Source organism: Flavobacterium galactosi, assembly GCF_048158585.1.
In the GTDB taxonomy this organism is placed as follows: Bacteria; Bacteroidota; Bacteroidia; order Flavobacteriales; family Flavobacteriaceae; genus Flavobacterium; species Flavobacterium galactosi.
The window spans coordinates 284,307-304,533 of the sequence record NZ_JBLNKV010000001.1; the positions used below are offsets into that span (position 1 = coordinate 284,307).

Sequence of the window (20,227 nt, forward strand, 5' to 3'; positions counted from 1 at the left end):
ATCTTATTATTCTACTGTAACTGATTTAGCTAAATTACGAGGTTGATCTACATTACATCCTCTCATCACGGCAATATGATAGGATAAAAGTTGTAAAGGAATCGTAGTGATTAGCGGAGACAATGCATCTGATGTTTCTGGGATTTCAATTACATAATCTGCCAATTCACGAACCTGAGTATCGCCTTTGGTTACTACTGCAATAATCTTTCCGCTTCTGGATTTAATTTCCTGAATATTACTTACAATTTTATCATAATGACCTTGCTTTGGCGCAATAACAACAACAGGCATATGTTCATCAATCAATGCAATCGGACCATGTTTCATTTCAGCAGCAGGATAACCTTCCGCATGAATATAAGATATTTCCTTAAGCTTCAATGCCCCTTCAAGAGCTACCGGAAAGTTATAACCTCTTCCTAAATACAAACAGTTAGGAGCATCTTTAAACACAGCAGCAATTTCTTTTGCCCTGTCATTTGTTTCTAAGGCTTCTTTAACTTTTTCAGGAATAATTTCTAATTCTTGCAAATATCTGTGAAAATCTGTGTTCGACATTGTCCCTTTAGCTTTCGCCAAACGCAACGCCATCATTGTTAACACAGTGATTTGTGTAGTAAATGCTTTTGTGGAAGCAACACCTATTTCAGGTCCCGCATGAGTATAAGCTCCTGCATTAGTTTCTCTAGAAATAGAAGAACCTACAACATTACAAACCCCAAATACAAAAGCACCGTGCTCTTTGGCTAATTTAATGGCAGCCATTGTATCAGCCGTTTCTCCTGATTGCGAAATTGCAATAACTATATCTTTACTATTTATTATAGGATTTCTATATCTAAATTCAGAAGCATATTCAACTTCTACCGGAATTCTAGCAAACTCTTCAAATATATATTCTGCGACTAAACCTGCGTGCCATGAAGTACCACAAGCTACTATTATTATTCTGTCAGCATTTAAAAATTTTTCTAAATTATCCTCAACACCTGACATTTGGATAATTCCTTCATTTGCATGAAGTCTTCCACGATACGTATCTTTTATAACATCTGGCTGCTCGTAAATCTCTTTCAACATAAAGTGATCGTAACCTCCTTTTTCAATTTGCTCCAAGTTCATTTGAAGTTCTTGAATATAAGGATCGACTAAAGAATCATCTTTAATTTTTCTTACTTTCATGGGTTTATGCAACCTAATATTTGCCATCTCACCATCTTCTAAATAAATAGCGTTAGATGTATATTCAATAAATGGAGAAGCATCAGAAGCTATAAAATATTCCCCTTCGCCTACACCAATTGCTAGCGGACTTCCTAAACGTGCCGCAACAATTTCATCAGGATTCTTTTTATCAAAAACCGCAATTGCATAAGCACCAACCACTTGATTCAGCGCCACCTGAACTGCTTTACCAATTTTAAAATTTTCTTTTTTCTGAACTTCTTCTATAAGATTTACAAGAACTTCAGTATCAGTGTCAGAATGAAAAACGTACCCTCTTTTCAATAATTCCTTTTTCAATGGAGCATAATTCTCAATAATTCCATTGTGAATTATAGCCAAATCACCTGAATTAGAAAGATGTGGATGAGAATTAACATCGTTTGGAACTCCATGTGTCGCCCAACGCGTATGTCCCATTCCTATAGTTCCATTTATTGAGATTTCTTTAGACGCCCTCTCTTCTAAATCTACAACTTTACCTTTAGTTTTAGAAATTTTTAAGTTCTCGCCGTCATATAACATAACACCAGCACTATCATAACCTCTATACTCTAGTCTTTTTAGCCCTTTTATAACAATAGGGTAAGCTTCTCTATATCCAATATATCCAACAATTCCACACATAATTTTTACTTAATTAGGTTTTGTATAAAAAATTTCAAGTTTTAATCTTTTTCCCTCAGGAACCGTTGATTTTCCACCATAAAGGATTGTCCCTAATGGATTCATTACACTAGCTTTTGGAGCTTGAGAGATAAATGCATTTGGAGTTTTAATTTTATAAGAAGCAATAGTACTGATATCTTCTGTAACAACAATACCTAATTTAACATTTGTTGAATCGGCATTTTTAATAAGATTACGGATTTGATTTGTAATTCTGATCTTATATGTTAATCCTCTTTTGGATGTTGCATCTGTATTTATATTACCATCAAAAACAAATTTTGATTTTTTAGCATCCGTACTTGTACTCGCATCATTATAATAATCTACAACAGGCCTATGATTTGTAAAATCATACAAATAAATCCTTCTTGGCTCATAGCTATTTGCCATTGTGCTTGCATCAATATGAAAAACAAGATTCGCTTCATTAACCAACCAACCTTTACTTCTTATGTTTTCAAGCTCACCAGCAGTACTAAAAAGATCTAGAATAGCAAGAGAACCTTCTCCGCCTTTTAGATATAATTTTTCATCCCCAGAAGTATTTCCCGTATTTGGCAACGCATTATAAGCAAGCCCACTATTTGTAAAATTATTATTCAACAAACTCACGGAATTCCCGGTCATGTTAAGAACTATACTTTTTTTAACTCTTGTTGGCTCACCACCAGCAGTTGCCGAAGCCAAATCTTCATTATAATTAATGGTGATTTTTCCAGCTTTAAAATTTAACATCGCTAAATTTCCGGCGCTACTTCCTGATTTTTCCATTTTAAAGTAAAGTCCTCTAAAATACTCTTTAAAAATATCATTTGTAGCCAATTTACCTGCTGCGACAGCGTCAATAATTCTAGTTTTAAAATAGCTTTTATTCAAATTCAATTGCATCCCAGGAGGTGTTCTTGTAGTGGTAACAACTTTTGTAATAGAATCTGTTGTAGTTACAACATGCTCTATTGGGTCAAAGAAGAAATTGTCATTCTGAGCCAGATTCGAATCCGTATTTAAACGGCTTCCAACTTTTACATTTTCAAAATCAGCATTTTGATTTGTAAAATACTTTTGAGTTTGTTGAAATCCACCTACAGGATCTGTATCTCTCATATAATATCCAGACTCATACACACTTAGTTTCATTGGTGCTTTATCCGCTCCATAAATGGAATCTAATGTGTAAACATGGCTACCATCAGTATTTGTAACTGTTTTATTGGCGTCATAATAATAAGGAATAGTCAAAACCACACTTACTACATGAGGTCTGGTACTAAGGGAAGTTAGAGGAGTTGACAAAACCAATTGTGTATTAAAATTAGCAGTAGTTTCACCAAAATTAGGGTTATTGTAAATCCCTAATGGATTCACGGGAAGATCATTAGACTGAATAGGTCCAATTTTTTGATTGTAAGCTACTACACTTGATGTATACTTGCTAAGATCAAAGTGGTTGTCACCAATTAAATCTCCACCAATTACATTATAATCTTTATCACATGAATACAAAAGAATAATGCCAGCCAAAACCAGCATTTTCTTGAAAAAAGAATTATTGTACATATTTAATAATAAAAGTTTAATTTAAAGAACTTCGTTTTTATAGAAATTAGTATACGCTTCCGCGAATTTGTCTTTCGGCACGAAAGGTAAAAAAGGTTTACCCGAAGATTCTATAAATTTTGTTAAACTTGAAGATAGGTTTTCTGAAGCAATAATTACAGCATCTGAATGCATAACAGTTACTTTTATAATGCTCTCATAATCCGGAATTTCTAAGTCCGCAATTGCTTCATCAGGAATACCGTCAAATTTCACCTTATTAATCATTTCTACGTCTAAAGTTCCTTCAAAAGACTGACTATAAACCGAAGTAACAATCTTTGTTTCTGAGAATAAAGCTTCATTTTTATAAAAATGTTTCAGATAAATAGGCAACATCGCCGCCATCCATCCGTGAACATGAATAATGTCCGGAACCCAATTCAATTTTTTTACGGTTTCTACAACTCCTTTTGCAAAGAAAATAGCCCGTTCATCATTATCAGGATACATAACCCCTTCTTCATCTGCAAATGTGGCTTTCCTTTTGAAATATTCATCATTATCAATAAAGTAAACTTGTATCCTCTCTTTAGGAATTGAAGCCACTTTTATAATCAATGGCATATCTAAGTCATTTACTACCAAATTCATCCCCGAAAGTCTAATTACTTCGTGTAATTGGTGTCTTCTTTCATTTATATTTCCATATCTAGGCATGAAAATTCTTATTTGTCCTCCCTGATCATTAATCATTTTCGGAACGTCATAAGACATTAAAGAAACCTCATTTTCAGCGAGATAAGGCACCACTTCAGATGATACATATAATATCCTCTTATCTTTCATATTGTAATTTACTTAATTTATTGGTAATAAAAACCATGCAAAATTACAAAAATTTATGCAGTTATTAACTAAAATATTATGTTTGCATTTAATTTTAATAATACCACCATGCATATTTTCTATGGAAAAGCAGCTTTGAGAGACTATTTGAAATCTATCAAAACTTCAGATTCCACCATTGGATTTGTCCCAACTATGGGCGCTTTACATGAAGGTCATTTGGCTTTAATGCAAAAATCGCTATTGGAAAATGGAAATACTGTAGTGAGTATTTTTGTAAATCCTACCCAATTTAACAATCCGGAAGATTTAGCAAAATACCCAAGGACTTTAGAAGAAGATGTGAAAAAACTTACTGCATTAAGTCCAAAAATCATCTTGTACGCCCCAACTGTCGAAGATATTTATGACGGACAGCCCCTGTCTCAATCTTTTGATTTTGATGGGTTAGAAAACCAAATGGAAGGAGAATTCAGACCTGGTCATTTTAATGGTGTTGGCACTATTGTAAAACGGCTTTTTGAAATTGTAGAACCTACAAACGCCTATTTTGGCGAGAAAGATTTTCAACAGTTACAAATTGTCAAAAAAATGTCTGCTAAAGCCAACTTGAAAGTAAATGTAATTGGTTGTCCCATTTACAGGGAATCCAACCATCTTGCCATGAGTTCCCGAAACGAACGTTTATCCCCACATGAAAGAGAAGAAGCCGCAATAATCTACAAAAGACTAACTATTGCCAAAGAAAAATTTCAAACAGAAAGTCCCGAATCAGTAACGGAATGGGTTAAAAAAGCTTTCGAAAACAACACCCTTTTCGCATTAGAATATTTTGTAATTGCTAATGAAGAAACACTATTGCCCAGCGTAATAAAAGAACCAAATAAGAAATACCGTGCTTTTATAGCCGTTTTTGTCAACAATATTCGTTTGATTGATACCATTTCATTAAATTAATTTACTTTTGTAGCATGCAAATTCAAGTCGTAAAATCAAAAATACACCGAGTAAAAGTAACTGGAGCCGATTTAAATTATATCGGAAGCATTACTATTGACGAAGCTTTACTAGATGCTTCTAACATCATTGAAGGTGAAAAAGTCTCCATCGTAAACATCAACAATGGGGAGCGCTTTGATACTTATGCTATCAAGGGCGAAAAAAATTCAGGCATCATTACATTAAATGGTCCAGCAGCTCGAAAAGTACAAAAAGATGATATTATCATCATTATATCCTATGCAACTTTAGAATTCGAAGAGGCTAAAACCTTCAAGCCTTGGATTATTTTTCCAAATGAGAATGACAATTCATTGACGTAGATTTTTAGAATAAGATCAAATTATTTGCTTTTTTGAAGTGCCGTGTTTTTTGCTATTTCTATTTTAATAAAAGTAGTATATTGCTACTCCATTTAGAATAAATTTAATTTCTAAAACACTCCAAAATCATGAAACAGACATTACTCTTACTACTCTTTTCTATTTCAGTATTTTCTCAAAAAACAACACTGCCATTCGATTCAAACAAATTAGGAAGCCGGGAAATCACAATTGGATTACCGCCATCCTATGAAAAAAATACAAACAAAAGATATCCAATCCTGATTTTACTGGATGGAGATTACCTCTTTGATCCTTTTTACGGCGCTTTGAACTACGGCGCTTATTGGGATGATTTGCCGGAAACAATAGTTGTTGGCATCACTCAAAATAAAAAAGACGAACGAGTAGACGACAGCAATTATGACGCTACAAATGGCGTACCATCAGGAAAAGGAGCTGATTTTTTCGAATTTATCGGTAACGAACTGCTTCCCTTTCTTGAAAAAAAATACCGTACTGTACCCTTCCGAATTATTGCGGGACATGATACCACAGCAGGTTTTTTAAACTTTTTTTTGTACAAAGACGCACCATTATTTAACGCCTATATTTCTTTAAGTCCAGAACTTGCCCCTGGCATGGAAAACCATATTCCAGAAAAATTTTCAAACATAAAACAACCCATTTTTTACTATCAATCCACTGGAGATGGTGATGTAAGACAACTTCAGGAGCCTATAAAAAGCCTCGACCAAAACATGAAGCTGGTTGCTAACCCGTTAGTCAATTATAAATTTGATAATTTCAAAGGAGCGTCACATTATTCACTCGTACTGTATTCGATACCAAATGCTTTGTATCAGTTTTTCGACTCTTACAAACCCATCTCATCAACGGAATACACCGATAAAATTGCTGTGCTTCCCGCTGGTTATGTAGATTATTTGACGAATAAATACGACGTTATTTCAAAAAATTTAGGCTTAAAAATTCCCATTCGAATCAATGATTTCAAAGCAATTGAAGCAGCAATTCTGAAAAACAAAGCCTATCCGGAATTAGACAAACTCTCTGATATTGCAAAGAAAAACTACCCGAAATCCATGCTTGCCGATTATGAATTGGGGCTTATGTATGAAAAAACAGGTGACACAAAAAAAGCCGCAAAATCATATCAAACAGCGTCCCAATTAGAAGAAATTGGCAATTTAACCAAAGACATGATGTATCAAAAATATGATGATATGAAAAGCCTAACACCAAAAAAATAATGTCAAAAGTAAAAACTACTTTTTTTTGTCAAAACTGTGGAGCCCAATATGCCAAATGGCAAGGGCAATGCAATTCCTGCAAAGAATGGAATACGATAGCGGAAGAAATCATTCAAAAACAAGAAAAAGTAGCTTGGAAAAGCGAACCAACTTCCAGCAATAAAGCCCCAAAACCATTAAAAATAAACGAAATTGATTCCACTCAGGAAATCCGCATGGATACTACTGACGGCGAACTCAATCGGGTACTTGGTGGCGGAATAGTTCCCGGTTCTCTGATCCTTTTAGGTGGTGAACCCGGCATTGGAAAAAGCACCCTTTTACTTCAAATATCCTTAAAATTACCTTACAAAACCTTGTATGTTTCGGGCGAAGAAAGTCAGAAACAAATTAAAATGCGCGCCGAAAGAATCACGCCAAGCGGAGACAATTGTTATATTCTCACCGAAACCAAAACCCAAAACATCTTCAAGCAAATTGAAGCCATACAACCTGAAATCGTGATTATCGATTCCATTCAAACGCTTCATACGGATTATATCGAATCTACTCCGGGAAGTATTTCTCAAATACGCGAAACTACTGCCGAATTGATAAAATTTGCCAAAGAAACTAATATTCCTGTGATTCTTATTGGTCACATTACCAAAGACGGAAATATTGCCGGACCAAAAATATTGGAACACATGGTGGATACTGTTTTGCAATTTGAAGGCGACAGAAATCACGTGTATCGTATTTTGCGTTCGCTAAAAAATCGTTTCGGTTCCACTGCTGAAATTGGTATTTATGAAATGTTAGGCAATGGTTTGCGTGAAGTTTCGAATCCTTCGGAAATATTAATTTCGCACAAAGACGAGGAATTATCAGGAACGGCAATCGCCTCGACATTGGAAGGAATGCGTCCTTTAATGATAGAAATTCAATCGTTGGTGAGTACCGCTGTTTACGGAACACCACAACGTAGCACGACAGGTTATAATGCCAAAAGACTGAATATGATTCTGGCAGTTTTAGAAAAAAGAGCTGGTTTTAGGCTTGGCGCCAAAGATGTTTTCCTCAACGTAACCGGAGGAATTTCTGTAGATGATCCTGCAATAGATTTAGCCGTGGTGGCAGCCATTTTATCATCGAATGAAGATATTCCCGTAAATAAAGATTTTTGTTTTGCTGGCGAAGTGGGCCTTTCCGGTGAAATACGTCCTGTGAACCGCGTAGACCAACGCATTCAGGAAGCCGAAAAGTTAGGGTTTTCGACCATTTTTGTTTCGAAATACAATAAAATTGCCTTGAAAAATACTGGAATTAAAATTCGATTGGTAGCAAAGATTGAAGACATCGCAAGCGAATTGTTTGGGTAGAATTTTTATCTCATAAAAAATATTACACGATAAAACAAATAAATTATGAATCTAAAAATAAAATGCATTGGATTGATGCTATTGGCAATTCCCTTCTTTTCCAAAGCGCAACACGCCGAAAACCTAAATGCTTTTCCTGTTCAGGTAACCACTGCAAATGGAATTATAGAAGGTGAATTTGATGTAAAAACAAACATTCAAAGCTTCAAAGGAATTCCCTTTGCACAGCCACCAGTGGGTAATTTACGATGGAAAGCTCCTCAAGCTTTAATGAATTGGCCAGGAATAAAACAAACTAAAAAATTTGGACCAAGAGCAATCCAATCCTATATATTTGGTGACATGGGTTTTAGAAGTGACGGTACAAGCGAAGATTGCTTATATCTTAATGTTTGGTCTCCAGCCAAATCTGCCAATGAAAAACTGCCCGTTTTAGTTTATTTCTACGGTGGTGGTTTTGCCGCTGGCGATGGTTCGGAAAATCGGTATGATGGCGAAAATATGGCCAAAAAAGGAATAGTAACCTTAACTGTAAACTATAGATTAGGGATTTGGGGATTTTTCTCCCATCCGGAACTAACCAAAGAATCTCCTAATCACGCTTCAGGAAACTACGGATTATTAGACCAAAATGCTGCCTTAAAATGGGTACGGGCCAATATTTCAAAATTTGGAGGGGATTCAAAACGCGTCACTATCGCAGGAGAATCAGCAGGTTCAATTTCCGTAAGTGCTCAAATGGCTTCTCCGTTATCAAAAGGGCTTATTGCAGGAGCTATTGGCAAAAGCGGCGGTTCCATCTTTCCGACTTTGTCTCCGGTACCATTGGCGGAAGCCGAAAAAACAGGAGTTGAATTTGCCAAAAAAATTGGTGCATCATCCTTAAAAGACCTTCGCGCAATGTCCACTTTTGAGCTGTATCAAAAATCCCTCGGAACAAGTTTGGGTGTTTTTAAAACAACGATTGACGGTTATTTTTTACCAAAATCGGTACTGGAAATTTTTGAAGCCAAACAACAAGCTATGATTCCTTTACTATTAGGATGGAATTCAGAGGAAATGACTTATCGCGCTTTAACGATGGGAAAAGACTTAAACAATGAAAGTTATATTCAAAAAATCAAGGAATTATATGGCAACAAAGCAGATGAAATATTGAAATTATATCCCGTAGGAACTCCTGAAGTAACGGAGCAATCTGCCACGGATTTGGCTGGAGACCGTTTTATTGCCTACAGCACCTGGAAATGGTTTGATTTGCATCGAAAAAACAGCACACAACCTGTATATCGTTATTATTATGTACATCCAAGACCAGAATTACGCGACAATGAACTTGAAGCAGCTCTTGCAGGAGGCGTCATTAAAAAAGACAAACACACACCAAAAGCACCTATTCCAAAAGGAGCGGTTCACTCTGCAGAAATAGAATATGCAATGGGAAATTTAGCATCTAATACAAATTATGCTTGGACAGACGATGATTATAAAGTTTCGGATACAATGATGAACTTTTTTGCCAACTTCATTAAAACAGGAAATCCAAACGGTGAAAAACTTCCCGTTTGGCCTATCGCAAAAAACGAAGAAAACCCCGAAATTATGGTTATTGATGTAAATTCAAAATCAAAAAAAGCAGAAAATGACACCCGCTACTTATTTTTAGAAAAAGAATATTCGAAAAAATAGGAATTTATTGTTTCCATAAAAGAGAGCGTCCAATTATATGACGCCCTCTTTTTTATAAGATTTATATTAGTACTAAAAAAGCCATAATTGTATCCCGTTACTTCAACTAATTATTTTTATTTCATCTGAAAATCAATCGATTCTATTCTATGAAATAAAAACAACACTTAATAAAAAATTAAAATCTAGAATAAGAATCATTATTTTGTTGTAAATTTATGTGTTGTTTTTTATCTAAAGATTGAAAAATGAAACCATCGCACCAAACCATGATGCATTTCTATGAACACTTAGGAAAAGTGTTTTATTGTATTGCGGCCATAGATAAAACCATTCGCCAAGAAGAAATCGAACAACTCAAAGAAATTGTAAAGACTGAATGGCTTCCGTTTGAAAACACTTTGAATGAATTTGGGGACGACACAGCCTTTGAAATCGAAATTGTTTTTGATTGGTTTATAGAAAGTAATTGGGGTTTTGAACAAGTACTTCCTGACTTCAAAACGTTCAGGCAAGAACACAAAAATCTGTTCACCCCGCAGGTTAATGCTCTGATACAAAATACTGCAAAAAGCATTGCGACTTCTTTTTCGGGGAAAAATAAATCGGAACGCGTTTTTCTAAGTCAATTAAACACTATTCTGTCACAACAAGATTAAATCAATATTGAAACCGTATTATTCAATCAAATTTAAAGCTGTTTGAAAACAGGCGTTTTAACATAAAAAAAAAAGACATGAAAAAGCAAACCGGCATCTGGATTGATACCTCAAAAGCAATTATTGTTACTCTTGATGGTGGAAAAGAAAAAATAATGGAAATTGAATCCGACATTGAAAATCGTATTCATCATAATGACGAAGGCAACAAAGGAACCTTCTCAGGAAGTCATCATGGAAGTAATGAAACTAAATTAGAGGAACGAAAAAAAAATCAAATGAATCATTTTTTAAAAGATGTTTTATCGCATGTCCACGGATCGGATGAACTTTTTGTTTTTGGTCCTGCTGAAACCAAAATAGAACTAGAAAAAAAAATAAAAGAGGATAAATCCATCAACAACAAACTAAAATCAGTAGAAACAACTGATAGCTTGACATCAAATCAAATTGTGGCTAAAGTGAAAGATTTCTATAATCACGCCTAAAATACAATAGTGAGATTTTGTCAGCTTGGATATAAATCCTGATTAACAAATTAATTAAAAAACTACGATATCAAAAGTATTGTAGTTTTTTTATACCCTAAAAAAAGACGAAATTTAATCGAAATTATAAAGAAAAACATAAAATTACTTCCGTTAGGAATATTTTTCCTTTTCTTTATAGATAAAGATCGCCAAACCAAATTTATCTTAGGTCTGCTATCCCAATTTATCAAACTGTTTATGAGAACCGGAAAACAAAAAATAATTCTAGCGACAAAAATACTTTGTGTATTGTTTGTAGCTCTAATTGTTACTTTTTACATCTTTCGTGATGCGGTTTTACAGCAGACCATTGCCAAGGTTTCTAATGAAATGAAAGTCGATTACAACAGTACTTTTTCAGTAAAAAAAGCTTCTTTTGACGGAATCTCAGGTATAAATCTTTCTGATGTAGTATTAGCGCCGAAAAATGCCGATACCCTTTTTAAAATACAAAAACTGAAAACAAGTGTCAATTTATGGCAATTAGTAGTAGGTGATCTTCAGCTTGGAACTTTAGAAATCAAGAATGGCTTTGTACAATTAGTGAAGAAGGGAAAAGTGAGGAATTTTGATGCTTTTCTAAAAAAAGACAAACAAACAGAAATAAGCAACGAGAAAAGAGATTACGCCCAATTTGCTTATAGAATCATCTCGAAAGCGCTGAATTTAGTTCCAACAGATATGGTTTTGGACAATCTTTCGTTTCGGCTAGATGACAACGGAAAAAAAGCGTTGATTAATTTTCAAAAATTACGATTGGTCAATAAGCAGCTTGAAACTTCGATAAAAGTCCAAACCAATACCTTTACACAACGTTGGAAAATCAAAGGATTTGCAGATCCTAGAAATAAAAAAGCCGATATTCGGTTTGTAAATATTGACACTGGTGCCATTAAAGTTCCTTATTTTGACGAACGTTTCAATCTGAAATCGAGCTTTGAATCCATCCGGTTGAATATTGAAAACATCGATAAAGATGGTGACGAACTTCATATTGATGGTTTTATGGCTATTACCAATTTAAAAATAAATCATCCAAAAATTGCCAATAAAGATGTTGTCATCAAGAATGCTAAATTTGATTACCGATTCTTATTGGGTTCTGATTTCATTTCAATAGACAGTACTTCAACGGTTCAATTCAATAAAGTCAAATTCCATCCTTATGTAGCTTATGAAACCGAGGAAGATACCATCTACAAACTCAAAGTGGCTATCCCAAAAATGAAAGCGCAGGACTTTATCTCTTCCTTACCCGACGGTTTATTCACCCATTTTCAAGGGATGGAAGCCGAAGGCAATTTTGACTACAACTTGAATTTCATGTTCAATAAAAACAAACCCAATCAACTGGTTTTTGACAGTAAATTGAATAAAGAAAATCTAAAAATCACAAAATACGGCGAAGCGAACCTTAACAAACTCAATGGAGAATTTATTTATCGGGCACTTATAAAAAATGTGTTGCAACGTCCTGTTTTAGTTGGCTCAGCGAATCCTAATTATACGCCATTAGACCAAATTTCCCCTTATTTAAGAAAATGCGTCTTAACAACCGAAGATCCTTCGTTCTTTTCGCATCATGGTTTTATTAGCGAAGCATTCAAACAATCCATTGTTAAAAATATAAAAACCAAAAAGTTTTCCCGCGGTGCCAGTACCATCAGCATGCAGTTGATAAAGAATGTTTTTCTTACCCGTGAAAAAACAGTATCGCGCAAACTGGAAGAAATTTTACTGGTTTACATTCTAGAAAACAATCGCATCGCAAGCAAGGAACGCATGCTGGAAGTCTATTTTAATATCATCGAATGGGGACCAAACGTATATGGAATAGGGGAAGCGAGTCGGTTTTATTTCCAGAAGAGTCCTTCAGAATTGAACTTAAATGAATGTCTTTATCTTGCCCGAATTATTCCAAGCCCAAGAAAATTCATGTACCAGTTTAATGACCAAGGGATGCTGAAAGATTTCGCCATCAAACAAGAATCCTTTTTAACGAATATCATGTTTAGGAGAGGACTTTTGAGTCCTGACGATACCATTTACAAAACACAGACTATCCTGATTTCAGGACCTGCAAAATCTTTTCTAAGGATAAAAGCTCAAGATACCACACAAATAAAAATCGATTCTTTGGCAGTTGACGAAGAATTTGATCTTTAATTCTAAAATTAAAAAGCAACCCTGTCAGAGTTTTGAACTCTGACAGGGTTGCTCGAAAATTTAAATTCACATCTATTCTTTTCAACAAATTACGGTGCCGGGTCTGGAATTACCGCTTGAACTTCGTCAATTGCTTTTAAGATTTCATCAGAAAGTGAAATATGAATTGTCTCAATGTTTTCTTTCAATTGTTCCATTGTGGTGGCGCCAATAATCGTGCTAGTTACAAACGGCTGTTGCTCTATGAATGCCAAAGACAATTCAGTCAAGGTCAGTCCATTTTTCTTGGCAATTTCCTGATACAATCGAGTAGCTTCATAACATTGTTCGCTGTTGTATCTTGAAAATTGTGGAAATAAATTGATTCTGGCATTTGGAAGACTTTCACCCGTTAGGAATTTACCCGATAAAACACCAAAAGCCATTGGAGAATAGGCCAATAACCCAACATTTTCTTTCATACAAATTTCAGCAGAACCCGCTTCAAAAAGTCTGTTTAATAAGGAATACGGATTTTGAATGGTTTTTATTTTTGGTAAATTATGGTATTTACTTTCCTCCAGAAAACGCATAATTCCCCAAGGTGTTTCATTAGAAAGGCCAATATGTTTGATTTTCCCTTCTTTGACAAAACCGTCTAAGGTTTCTAGAACATTGTGAATATTATCTTCCCAATCATCTTCTTGCACTTTGAAACCACGCTGTCCAAAAAAATTAGTTTTGCGTTCCGGCCAATGCAACTGATACACATCAAGATAATCGGTTTGTAAGCGAAGCAAACTTTGGTCTAATGCAAACTTGATACTTGTTGGCGAAAAATCATTTTTCTCACGCATGTACGTGAAATTAGGATTTGGTCCCGCAATTTTTGAAGCCAAAATTACCTCTTCTCTTTTGCCTGTTTTTTTGAACCAAGTTCCTAGTATTTTCTCCGTACTTCCGTATGTTTCCTGACGTGCTGGAACAGAATACATCTCGGCGGTATCAAAGAAATTAACTCCATTTTCTAAAGCGTAATCCATTTGTGCATGACCATCAGCTTCTGTATTTTGTTGCCCAAAAGTCATGGTTCCAAGGCAAATTTTGCTGACTTTTATATCGGTATTCGGTAAAGTAGTATATTTCATAATTAAGAAAATTGTATTTTAATTTTTCAAAAACAAAGATAAAATTAGTTTATTGTTTTGGTTTCCAGTTAACAGAAATTTTGGAAACGTTTATACGTTTTGACACTAAAAAAGGCCCAAAGTATAAACTCTGAACCTTTGTATTTTTTGAACCTTTGCTTCAATTTAATTGATATCATTCAACATTTTAGAAATCTCGTCTAATCTTGGTGTCAAAATAATTTCGATTCTGCGGTTTTTTGCTTTTCCTTCAGCTGTTGAATTGCTTCCCAAAGGAGAAAATTCTCCTCTACCAGCAGCGGTTAAGTTTTCCTTATTGATTTTCTTGTTTTCACTCAAAATAGCAACTATCGCTGTGGCTCTTTTAGTCGATAAATCCCAGTTGTCAGCAATTGGTCCTGAAGCCGTGAAAGCATCGTCATCTGTATGTCCTTCAATAAGAACCGAAATTTCAGGGTTATCACCCAAAACTTTTCCTAACTCTACAACTGCCTTTTTACCTTCGGAACCTACTGCCCAGCTTCCAGAATTGAAAAGTAGTTTGTTTTCCATGGAAACATATACTTTCCCATTTTTTTGTTGAACCGTCAACCCTTTTCCTTCAAAGCTATTCAAGGCTTTAGACAGTGTTTCTTTTAGTTTTTTCATGCTGGCTTCTTTGGCAGCAATCAAAGATTCCAACTCATCTAAACGTTGTGCGCTTTTGTTTAAACGTTCTTGTTCTAATGCTAACGCTTTCCCTTTCTCGTCTAATTGATCCAGCAAATCACGATTTTTCTTCATGTTGTTTTGCAAAGCGTCACTGCTATTTTTTTCTAAAGCTGTATAGGAATCCTGCAACACTTTAAATTTATTTTGAGCTGCCACATAATCCGCTTTCAACTTATCCAGTTCCGATTTTGATTTACTTAAATCTGATGTTAAAGCGCTTCGGTCTAGTTCTAATTGATTTTTGGTCTTTAAAAGATCTTCATTCTCATCCGTTAATTTTCTATTTTCTTTTTTGGAATCGGTGTACTTGCTTTCTAAATCATTGTATATTTTCTTGGACACACATGAAGTTGAAAGTGCCAGCACTAGTAATCCGATGGAAACTCTTTTAATCATTTTATTAGTATTTATATTGTTTCTATTATTGTTTTGAAAGCAAAAAATCAAATTATATTCGAATGCCCTAGCCCCGATAAAAGTGAAAATCATTTCTAGTCCTGAACTTGTTTCAGGATCCTGAAACAAGTTCAGGACTAGAAAGATTACTTCACCAAGTTAATATTTTATTTCGGTGTTCAGTGAATTTCATTTGTAACGGATAGCGGGAAACAGCTCCTGAAAACGTTACTCTATTTCTACCAAAATTGGGCAATGATCCGAATGCACTGCATCTGGAAGGATAACGGCTCTTTTGAGTTTATGTTTTAAGGAATCGCTAACTAAATTGTAATCGATGCGCCAACCCTTGTTGTTTCCTCTGGCTCCGGCGCGGTAACTCCACCACGTATATTGATGCGGTTCACTGTTGAAATGGCGAAAACTATCCACAAATCCAGACTTCATGAATCCGTCGAGCCAGGTTCTTTCTTGTGGCAAAAATCCCGAAACGGTTTTGTTTCTGATGGGATCATGAATGTCGATTGCTTCGTGACAAATGTTGTAATCGCCACAGATAATCAGATTTGGCGTTTCTTTTTTGAGTTCGCCAATGTAATTCATAAAATCATCCATGAACATAAATTTATGGTCCAATCGCTCGATATTTGTTCCTGATGGCAAGTACAAACTCATTACGGAGAAACCATCAAAGTCAGCCCGAAGGTTTCTTCCTTCGAAATCCATGTGATGAATTCCGGTTCCATGAACCACATTATTAGGCTTGATTTTGGAAAGAATGGCCACTCCACTGTAGCCTTTTTTAGTTGCTGAATAATAATATTGATAGGGATATCCTGCTTTTGTGATATCATCTACCGGAATTTGCTCTTCGGTTGCTTTAATTTCCTGAAGGCAAATAATATCAGGATTTGCGTGTTGCAGCCAGTCAATAAAACCTTTTGAAATAGCGGCTCTGATTCCGTTGACATTATATGAAATAATTCTCATTAAAGTATTTTTTGAATTTCTTTCGAAAAAATTATATTGTTTGTATGTAGTTTTCAAATGTAATAAAAAAGTATAAGTTTGATTCAGAAAAAGAGAGAAAATGGAGTTTTTTGCTATCTTTGTTTCTTGCTCAAAAAAACAAAAATACATGGGTTTAGTAACCGCCAAAGAAGTTGCCAAAGCGATAAATGTAGATAAGTACGGGGTTTTAGGTACTTTTTCCGGATGGATGCTGATGAAGGTGCTAAAAATCTCTACCTTAAACAAAGTATACGACAGAAATAAACATTTGAAAGATGTTGATTTCCTCAATGGAATATTGGATGATTTACAAATAAAATTCAAAATCCCGGAAGAGGATTTAAAACGTTTACCAAAAGAGGGTGCTTATATCACGATTTCAAATCATCCGTTGGGAGGAATTGACGGTGTTTTATTATTGAAATTAATGCTTGACAAGGAACCTAATTTCAAAATTATCGCCAATTTTCTTTTACATCGAATTGAGCCTCTCAAAAAATACATTATGCCAGTGAATCCTTTTGAAAATCATAAGGATACTAAGTCAAGTGTAGTAGGAATAAAGGAAACGCTGCGTCATTTAAGTGATGGAAAACCCTTGGGAATGTTTCCTGCAGGGGAAGTTTCTACGTATAAAGACGGCAAATTAATGGTGGATAAACCTTGGGAAGAAGGGGCTATTAAAGTAATCAGAAAAGCACAAGTTCCTGTTGTACCCATTTATTTCCATGCTAAAAACAGCCGATTATTCTATCTTCTTTCTAAAATAAGCGGAACTTTTAGAACTGCAAAATTGCCTTCTGAAGTGTTTAGCCAAAAACATCGTGTGATAAAAGTGCGTATTGGCAAACCTATTTCTGTAAGTGAACAAAATGAACACACAACACTAGAGGAATATTCAGAGTTTTTGAGAAAGAAAACATACATGCTTGCAAATCCTTTCGAAAAAGAAAGTACTTTTTTACCGACACCAACTTTAAAGATTCCTAAAAGCCCGAAAAAAATTGTTACTGCTGCCAGTCAGGACAAAATGATTAAGGAAGTAGACGCCTTGCGAAGTACTGATTGCCGACTTTTACAAAGTAAAAACTATGAAGTTTTCTTTGCTAAAGCATCTAAAATTCCAAATATTTTACATGAAATTGGGCGACTTCGAGAAATTACCTTTCGGGAAGTAGGTGAAGGAACAAATGAATCGATTGATTTAGACAAGCACGACCAATATTACCATCATCTATTTTTGTGGGATGCCGATGCCAATAAAATTGCAGGTGCTTACCGAATGGGATTGGGTTCAGAAATTTATCCCAAATACGGAATAAATGGTTTTTACCTCAACGATCTTTTCCGATTTGAACCTGAATTACATGATATGATGCACAAATCCATAGAAATGGGCCGCGCTTTCATCATCAAAGAATACCAACAGAAACCAATGCCACTTTTCTTGCTATGGAAAGGAATTATGCACACCACGTTGCGTTATCCAGAGCATAAATTTTTACTGGGAGGCGTGAGTATCAGCAATCAATTTTCAGATTTTTCAAAATCACTGATGATTGAATTCATGAAGTCGAATTATTATGATCCTTATATTGCGCAATACATTCACCCCAAGAAAGCCTATAAAGTAAAACTAAAAGATGCCGACAAAGATTTCATTTTTAATGAAACCGAATCGGATTTGAATAAGTTTGATAAAATTATCGATGAACTGGAACCTGGAAGTTTACGTTTACCGGTTTTGATTAAAAAATACATCAAACAAAATGCAAAAGTGGTTGCTTTCAATGTGGATCCACTGTTTAACAATGCCGTTGATGGATTGATGTACATTCGAATTGCGGATATTCCAGAAAGCACCATGAAACCTGTAATGGAAGAATTTCAGGCTGAATTGGAAAGAAAACTGAGCGAAAAGGAAGATTGACTGTAGAATGCCGAATTATAAAAAAATCCCGAATTAATTCGGGATTTTTTATGCTTTAAAACCAGCCTTTTTTACCTACTTGATAGGTCTGATAAAACTCTTCGTCTGATTTTGTTAAATATAGAATTCCTTCAATCACTCCTAATATACCTGTTACTGTTCCACAAGTACACAAACTAATTACCAACCATATAATCCCCTCGGTTGTATAACCTAAAAGGAATTTATGGATCCCCAAAGGTCCTAAAAGAATAGCAAGAAGCCCTGCTGCAAGTTTTTTATTATCTTGTTGATTAGGTTGTGGATTATTCCATGCCTCTGGTTTTGAATTTTCCATAATTAATTGTTATAAGGTTGTTTTTCAGTGGTTAAAAATATAAAAATTATTGGAATACTTTATCAATTGGCTCCCAGAGTTCTATCTTATTTCCTTCGATATCTAAAATCCAACCAAATTTCCCATACTCATAAGACTCCATATCACCCACAATTGTTACACCTTCCTCCGATAATTTTTTTAACAAATTTTCTAAATCATCCACTCTGAAGTTTTGCATGAATTGTTTTTCGCTTGGTGCAAAATAAGTAGTATCATCAGCAAATGGCGACCATTGGGTAGAACAATCATTCCCTTCTTTATCTTTCCACCAAAAAGTGGAACCATAATCATCGGTTTTTAAACCTAAATATTTTCCATACCAAGCTACCATTTCTTTAGGATTTTTTGATTTAAAGAAAAAACCGCCAATTCCCGTAACTCGTTTTTCCAGCTCCGCATCTTTGGCTGGACCAAAATACTTTGCTTTAATTTTATCAACAATCACTTGTGCCAACCGTTCATGACTCTCGAATGTCCAACCGGCAATATGTGGACTCAGAATTACATTCTTTGCTTGCAACAAATACTGGAAAGCTTCTGGCGTATTTTTATCTTGAAAAAGTGTTTCGAATGATAATTTCTCATATTCCAAAACATCTAAACCGGCTCCAAGTATTTTCCCAGATTCCATCGCTGCAACTAAATCGGCAGTGACAATATTCTTGCCACGAGAGGTATTTACAATCCAAAAGGATTTGGCAAACCCATTGATAAAATCCGCATCAACCATTTTATCACTTTCGGGTGTCCACGGAATATGCAAGCTTACCATATCCACTTTTTGCTGGAATTCTTCGAAGGAAACTTGCTTAGCATTACTATCCCCTACATTTTCTTGAATATCATAACACAACACTTCGACATCAAAACCCCGAAGTTTTTTGGCAAAGGATTTTCCCATATTACCGTAACCAATAATCCCAACCGTTTTACCATCGAGTTCGTAACCGCGATTGCTTTCCCGGTTCCAGTGACCGGATCGTATCTCGCTATCAGCTTCATTCAATTTATTAAAAAGAGATAAAATCATGCCCAATGTATGTTCGGCAACGGCGTTCCTATTTCCTTCCGGAGCTGCAATAAGCGTAATGTTTTTTGACAAAGCATATTCACAATCAATACTTTCTAAACCTGCTCCCACACGCGCTATAAACTGCAAATTAGTTGCTTTGTCCAAGAATGTTTTGTCAATCTTGAATCGACTCCGAATGACAATTCCCTGATAATCCTGAATTTTGGCTTCAATTTCTTCTTTGGATGAAGTAAAATCGCTGTGGTTTATAAATCCGGAATTTTGCAGTTGATCCCAAAGCAAAGGATTATTACTATCGATATGAAGGATTTTAATGTCCATAAAAAAGGTTTCTAAGTTTAGTACCCCAAATTAA

Annotated in this window: 17 protein-coding genes and 1 pseudogene; 9 read left to right on the forward strand and 9 right to left on the reverse strand. The window is 35.1% G+C overall.

The features are described 5' to 3' along the window. Positions 1 to 6: 6 nt before the first annotated feature. Genes glmS through ACM55M_RS01235 form a run of 3 tightly spaced genes read right to left on the reverse strand, consistent with a single transcriptional unit; the run spans position 7 to position 4,284 of the window. On the reverse strand, positions 7 to 1,854 hold the full coding sequence (gene glmS / locus ACM55M_RS01225) for a glutamine--fructose-6-phosphate transaminase (isomerizing) (protein ID WP_416855640.1): 1,848 nt from the start codon (positions 1,852 to 1,854) through the stop codon (positions 7 to 9). Positions 1,855 to 1,863: 9 nt separating this feature from the next. Continuing rightward, positions 1,864 to 3,456 carry a DUF4270 domain-containing protein gene (locus tag ACM55M_RS01230; RefSeq protein WP_416855641.1) on the reverse strand — a complete coding sequence of 531 codons (1,593 nt, stop codon included), beginning with the start codon at positions 3,454 to 3,456 and terminating at the stop codon, positions 1,864 to 1,866. 21 nt (positions 3,457 to 3,477) lie between these two features. Beyond that, positions 3,478 to 4,284: a glycogen/starch synthase gene (locus ACM55M_RS01235; protein ID WP_416855642.1), complete on the reverse strand. Its 807-nt coding sequence runs from the start codon at positions 4,282 to 4,284 to the stop codon at positions 3,478 to 3,480. A gap of 78 nt (positions 4,285 to 4,362) precedes the next feature. On the opposite strand from ACM55M_RS01235, the gene panC reads away from it, so the two are divergent. The 8 genes from panC to ACM55M_RS01275 all read left to right on the forward strand — a co-directional run bounded on the left by panC (position 4,363) and on the right by ACM55M_RS01275 (position 13,285). After that, the gene (gene panC, locus ACM55M_RS01240; RefSeq protein ID WP_416855643.1) at positions 4,363 to 5,241 is read left to right on the forward strand and encodes a pantoate--beta-alanine ligase; all 879 of its coding nucleotides are present in this window, start codon (positions 4,363 to 4,365) and stop codon (positions 5,239 to 5,241) included. Positions 5,242 to 5,255: 14 nt separating this feature from the next. Then, a complete protein-coding gene (gene panD, locus ACM55M_RS01245) occupies positions 5,256 to 5,606 on the forward strand; it encodes an aspartate 1-decarboxylase (RefSeq protein ID WP_035668843.1) in 351 nt (116 codons plus the stop codon). Positions 5,607 to 5,734: 128 nt separating this feature from the next. After that, a complete protein-coding gene (locus tag ACM55M_RS01250) occupies positions 5,735 to 6,880 on the forward strand; it encodes an alpha/beta hydrolase (RefSeq protein ID WP_416855644.1) in 1,146 nt (381 codons plus the stop codon). Further along, positions 6,880 to 8,241: a DNA repair protein RadA gene (gene radA / locus ACM55M_RS01255; RefSeq protein ID WP_039108230.1), complete on the forward strand. Its 1,362-nt coding sequence runs from the start codon at positions 6,880 to 6,882 to the stop codon at positions 8,239 to 8,241. The genes ACM55M_RS01250 and radA overlap by 1 nt, the downstream gene beginning before the upstream one ends. Before the next feature lie 45 nt (positions 8,242 to 8,286). Next, the gene (locus tag ACM55M_RS01260) at positions 8,287 to 9,930 is read left to right on the forward strand and encodes a carboxylesterase/lipase family protein (protein ID WP_416855645.1); all 1,644 of its coding nucleotides are present in this window, start codon (positions 8,287 to 8,289) and stop codon (positions 9,928 to 9,930) included. A gap of 248 nt (positions 9,931 to 10,178) precedes the next feature. Further along, positions 10,179 to 10,589 (forward strand): hypothetical protein, encoded by a 411-nt coding sequence (locus tag ACM55M_RS01265; RefSeq protein WP_416855646.1) that lies wholly within the window; start codon positions 10,179 to 10,181, stop codon positions 10,587 to 10,589. A gap of 77 nt (positions 10,590 to 10,666) precedes the next feature. Further along, entirely contained in the window at positions 10,667 to 11,077 is a 411-nt protein-coding gene (locus ACM55M_RS01270) for a hypothetical protein (RefSeq protein ID WP_416848725.1), read from the forward strand. Between the two features lie 240 nt (positions 11,078 to 11,317). Continuing rightward, entirely contained in the window at positions 11,318 to 13,285 is a 1,968-nt protein-coding gene (locus ACM55M_RS01275) for a transglycosylase domain-containing protein (RefSeq protein WP_416855648.1), read from the forward strand. Positions 13,286 to 13,374: 89 nt separating this feature from the next. On the opposite strand, the gene ACM55M_RS01280 is transcribed toward ACM55M_RS01275, so the two are convergent. The 3 genes from ACM55M_RS01280 to ACM55M_RS01290 all read right to left on the reverse strand — a co-directional run bounded on the left by ACM55M_RS01280 (position 13,375) and on the right by ACM55M_RS01290 (position 16,509). After that, a complete protein-coding gene (locus ACM55M_RS01280) occupies positions 13,375 to 14,412 on the reverse strand; it encodes an NADP(H)-dependent aldo-keto reductase (RefSeq protein ID WP_416855650.1) in 1,038 nt (345 codons plus the stop codon). Between the two features lie 165 nt (positions 14,413 to 14,577). Continuing rightward, a complete protein-coding gene (locus ACM55M_RS01285; RefSeq protein ID WP_416855651.1) occupies positions 14,578 to 15,519 on the reverse strand; it encodes an OmpA family protein in 942 nt (313 codons plus the stop codon). Between the two features lie 228 nt (positions 15,520 to 15,747). After that, complete coding sequence (locus ACM55M_RS01290; RefSeq protein ID WP_416855652.1) at positions 15,748 to 16,509, reverse strand: exodeoxyribonuclease III; 762 nt, start codon at positions 16,507 to 16,509, stop codon at positions 15,748 to 15,750. A 148-nt stretch (positions 16,510 to 16,657) separates the two neighbouring features. On the opposite strand from ACM55M_RS01290, the gene ACM55M_RS01295 reads away from it, so the two are divergent. Beyond that, entirely contained in the window at positions 16,658 to 18,460 is a 1,803-nt protein-coding gene (locus ACM55M_RS01295; protein ID WP_416848720.1) for a GNAT family N-acyltransferase, read from the forward strand. Positions 18,461 to 18,515: 55 nt separating this feature from the next. On the opposite strand, the gene ACM55M_RS01300 is transcribed toward ACM55M_RS01295, so the two are convergent. The 3 genes and pseudogenes from ACM55M_RS01300 to ACM55M_RS01310 form a co-directional block, all read right to left on the reverse strand. Further along, positions 18,516 to 18,797, reverse strand: coding sequence for a TM2 domain-containing protein (locus ACM55M_RS01300; protein ID WP_416855654.1), 282 nt, complete (start codon positions 18,795 to 18,797; stop codon positions 18,516 to 18,518). Between the two features lie 46 nt (positions 18,798 to 18,843). Beyond that, positions 18,844 to 19,281 (reverse strand): VOC family protein, encoded by a 438-nt coding sequence (locus ACM55M_RS01305; protein ID WP_416856272.1) that lies wholly within the window; start codon positions 19,279 to 19,281, stop codon positions 18,844 to 18,846. Further along, positions 19,255 to 20,193: pseudogene (locus ACM55M_RS01310) on the reverse strand (2-hydroxyacid dehydrogenase); the annotation flags it as partial. The gene ACM55M_RS01305 and the pseudogene ACM55M_RS01310, both read right to left, overlap by 27 nt. Between the last annotated feature and the right edge of the window lie 34 nt (positions 20,194 to 20,227).

Excerpts from the sequence above, each read along its gene's own strand:
- glmS (WP_416855640.1), bottom strand. The coding sequence starts at position 1,854 with ATGTGTGGAATTGTTGGATATATTGGATATAGAGAAGCTTACCCTATT.
- ACM55M_RS01230 (WP_416855641.1), bottom strand. The coding sequence starts at position 3,456 with ATGTACAATAATTCTTTTTTCAAGAAAATGCTGGTTTTGGCTGGCATT.
- ACM55M_RS01235 (WP_416855642.1), bottom strand. The coding sequence starts at position 4,284 with ATGAAAGATAAGAGGATATTATATGTATCATCTGAAGTGGTGCCTTAT.
- panC (WP_416855643.1), top strand. The coding sequence starts at position 4,363 with ATGTTTGCATTTAATTTTAATAATACCACCATGCATATTTTCTATGGA.
- panD (WP_035668843.1), top strand. The coding sequence starts at position 5,256 with ATGCAAATTCAAGTCGTAAAATCAAAAATACACCGAGTAAAAGTAACT.
- ACM55M_RS01250 (WP_416855644.1), top strand. The coding sequence starts at position 5,735 with ATGAAACAGACATTACTCTTACTACTCTTTTCTATTTCAGTATTTTCT.
- radA (WP_039108230.1), top strand. The coding sequence starts at position 6,880 with ATGTCAAAAGTAAAAACTACTTTTTTTTGTCAAAACTGTGGAGCCCAA.
- ACM55M_RS01260 (WP_416855645.1), top strand. The coding sequence starts at position 8,287 with ATGAATCTAAAAATAAAATGCATTGGATTGATGCTATTGGCAATTCCC.
- ACM55M_RS01265 (WP_416855646.1), top strand. The coding sequence starts at position 10,179 with ATGAAACCATCGCACCAAACCATGATGCATTTCTATGAACACTTAGGA.
- ACM55M_RS01270 (WP_416848725.1), top strand. The coding sequence starts at position 10,667 with ATGAAAAAGCAAACCGGCATCTGGATTGATACCTCAAAAGCAATTATT.
- ACM55M_RS01275 (WP_416855648.1), top strand. The coding sequence starts at position 11,318 with ATGAGAACCGGAAAACAAAAAATAATTCTAGCGACAAAAATACTTTGT.
- ACM55M_RS01280 (WP_416855650.1), bottom strand. The coding sequence starts at position 14,412 with ATGAAATATACTACTTTACCGAATACCGATATAAAAGTCAGCAAAATT.
- ACM55M_RS01285 (WP_416855651.1), bottom strand. The coding sequence starts at position 15,519 with ATGATTAAAAGAGTTTCCATCGGATTACTAGTGCTGGCACTTTCAACT.
- ACM55M_RS01290 (WP_416855652.1), bottom strand. The coding sequence starts at position 16,509 with ATGAGAATTATTTCATATAATGTCAACGGAATCAGAGCCGCTATTTCA.
- ACM55M_RS01295 (WP_416848720.1), top strand. The coding sequence starts at position 16,658 with ATGGGTTTAGTAACCGCCAAAGAAGTTGCCAAAGCGATAAATGTAGAT.
- ACM55M_RS01300 (WP_416855654.1), bottom strand. The coding sequence starts at position 18,797 with ATGGAAAATTCAAAACCAGAGGCATGGAATAATCCACAACCTAATCAA.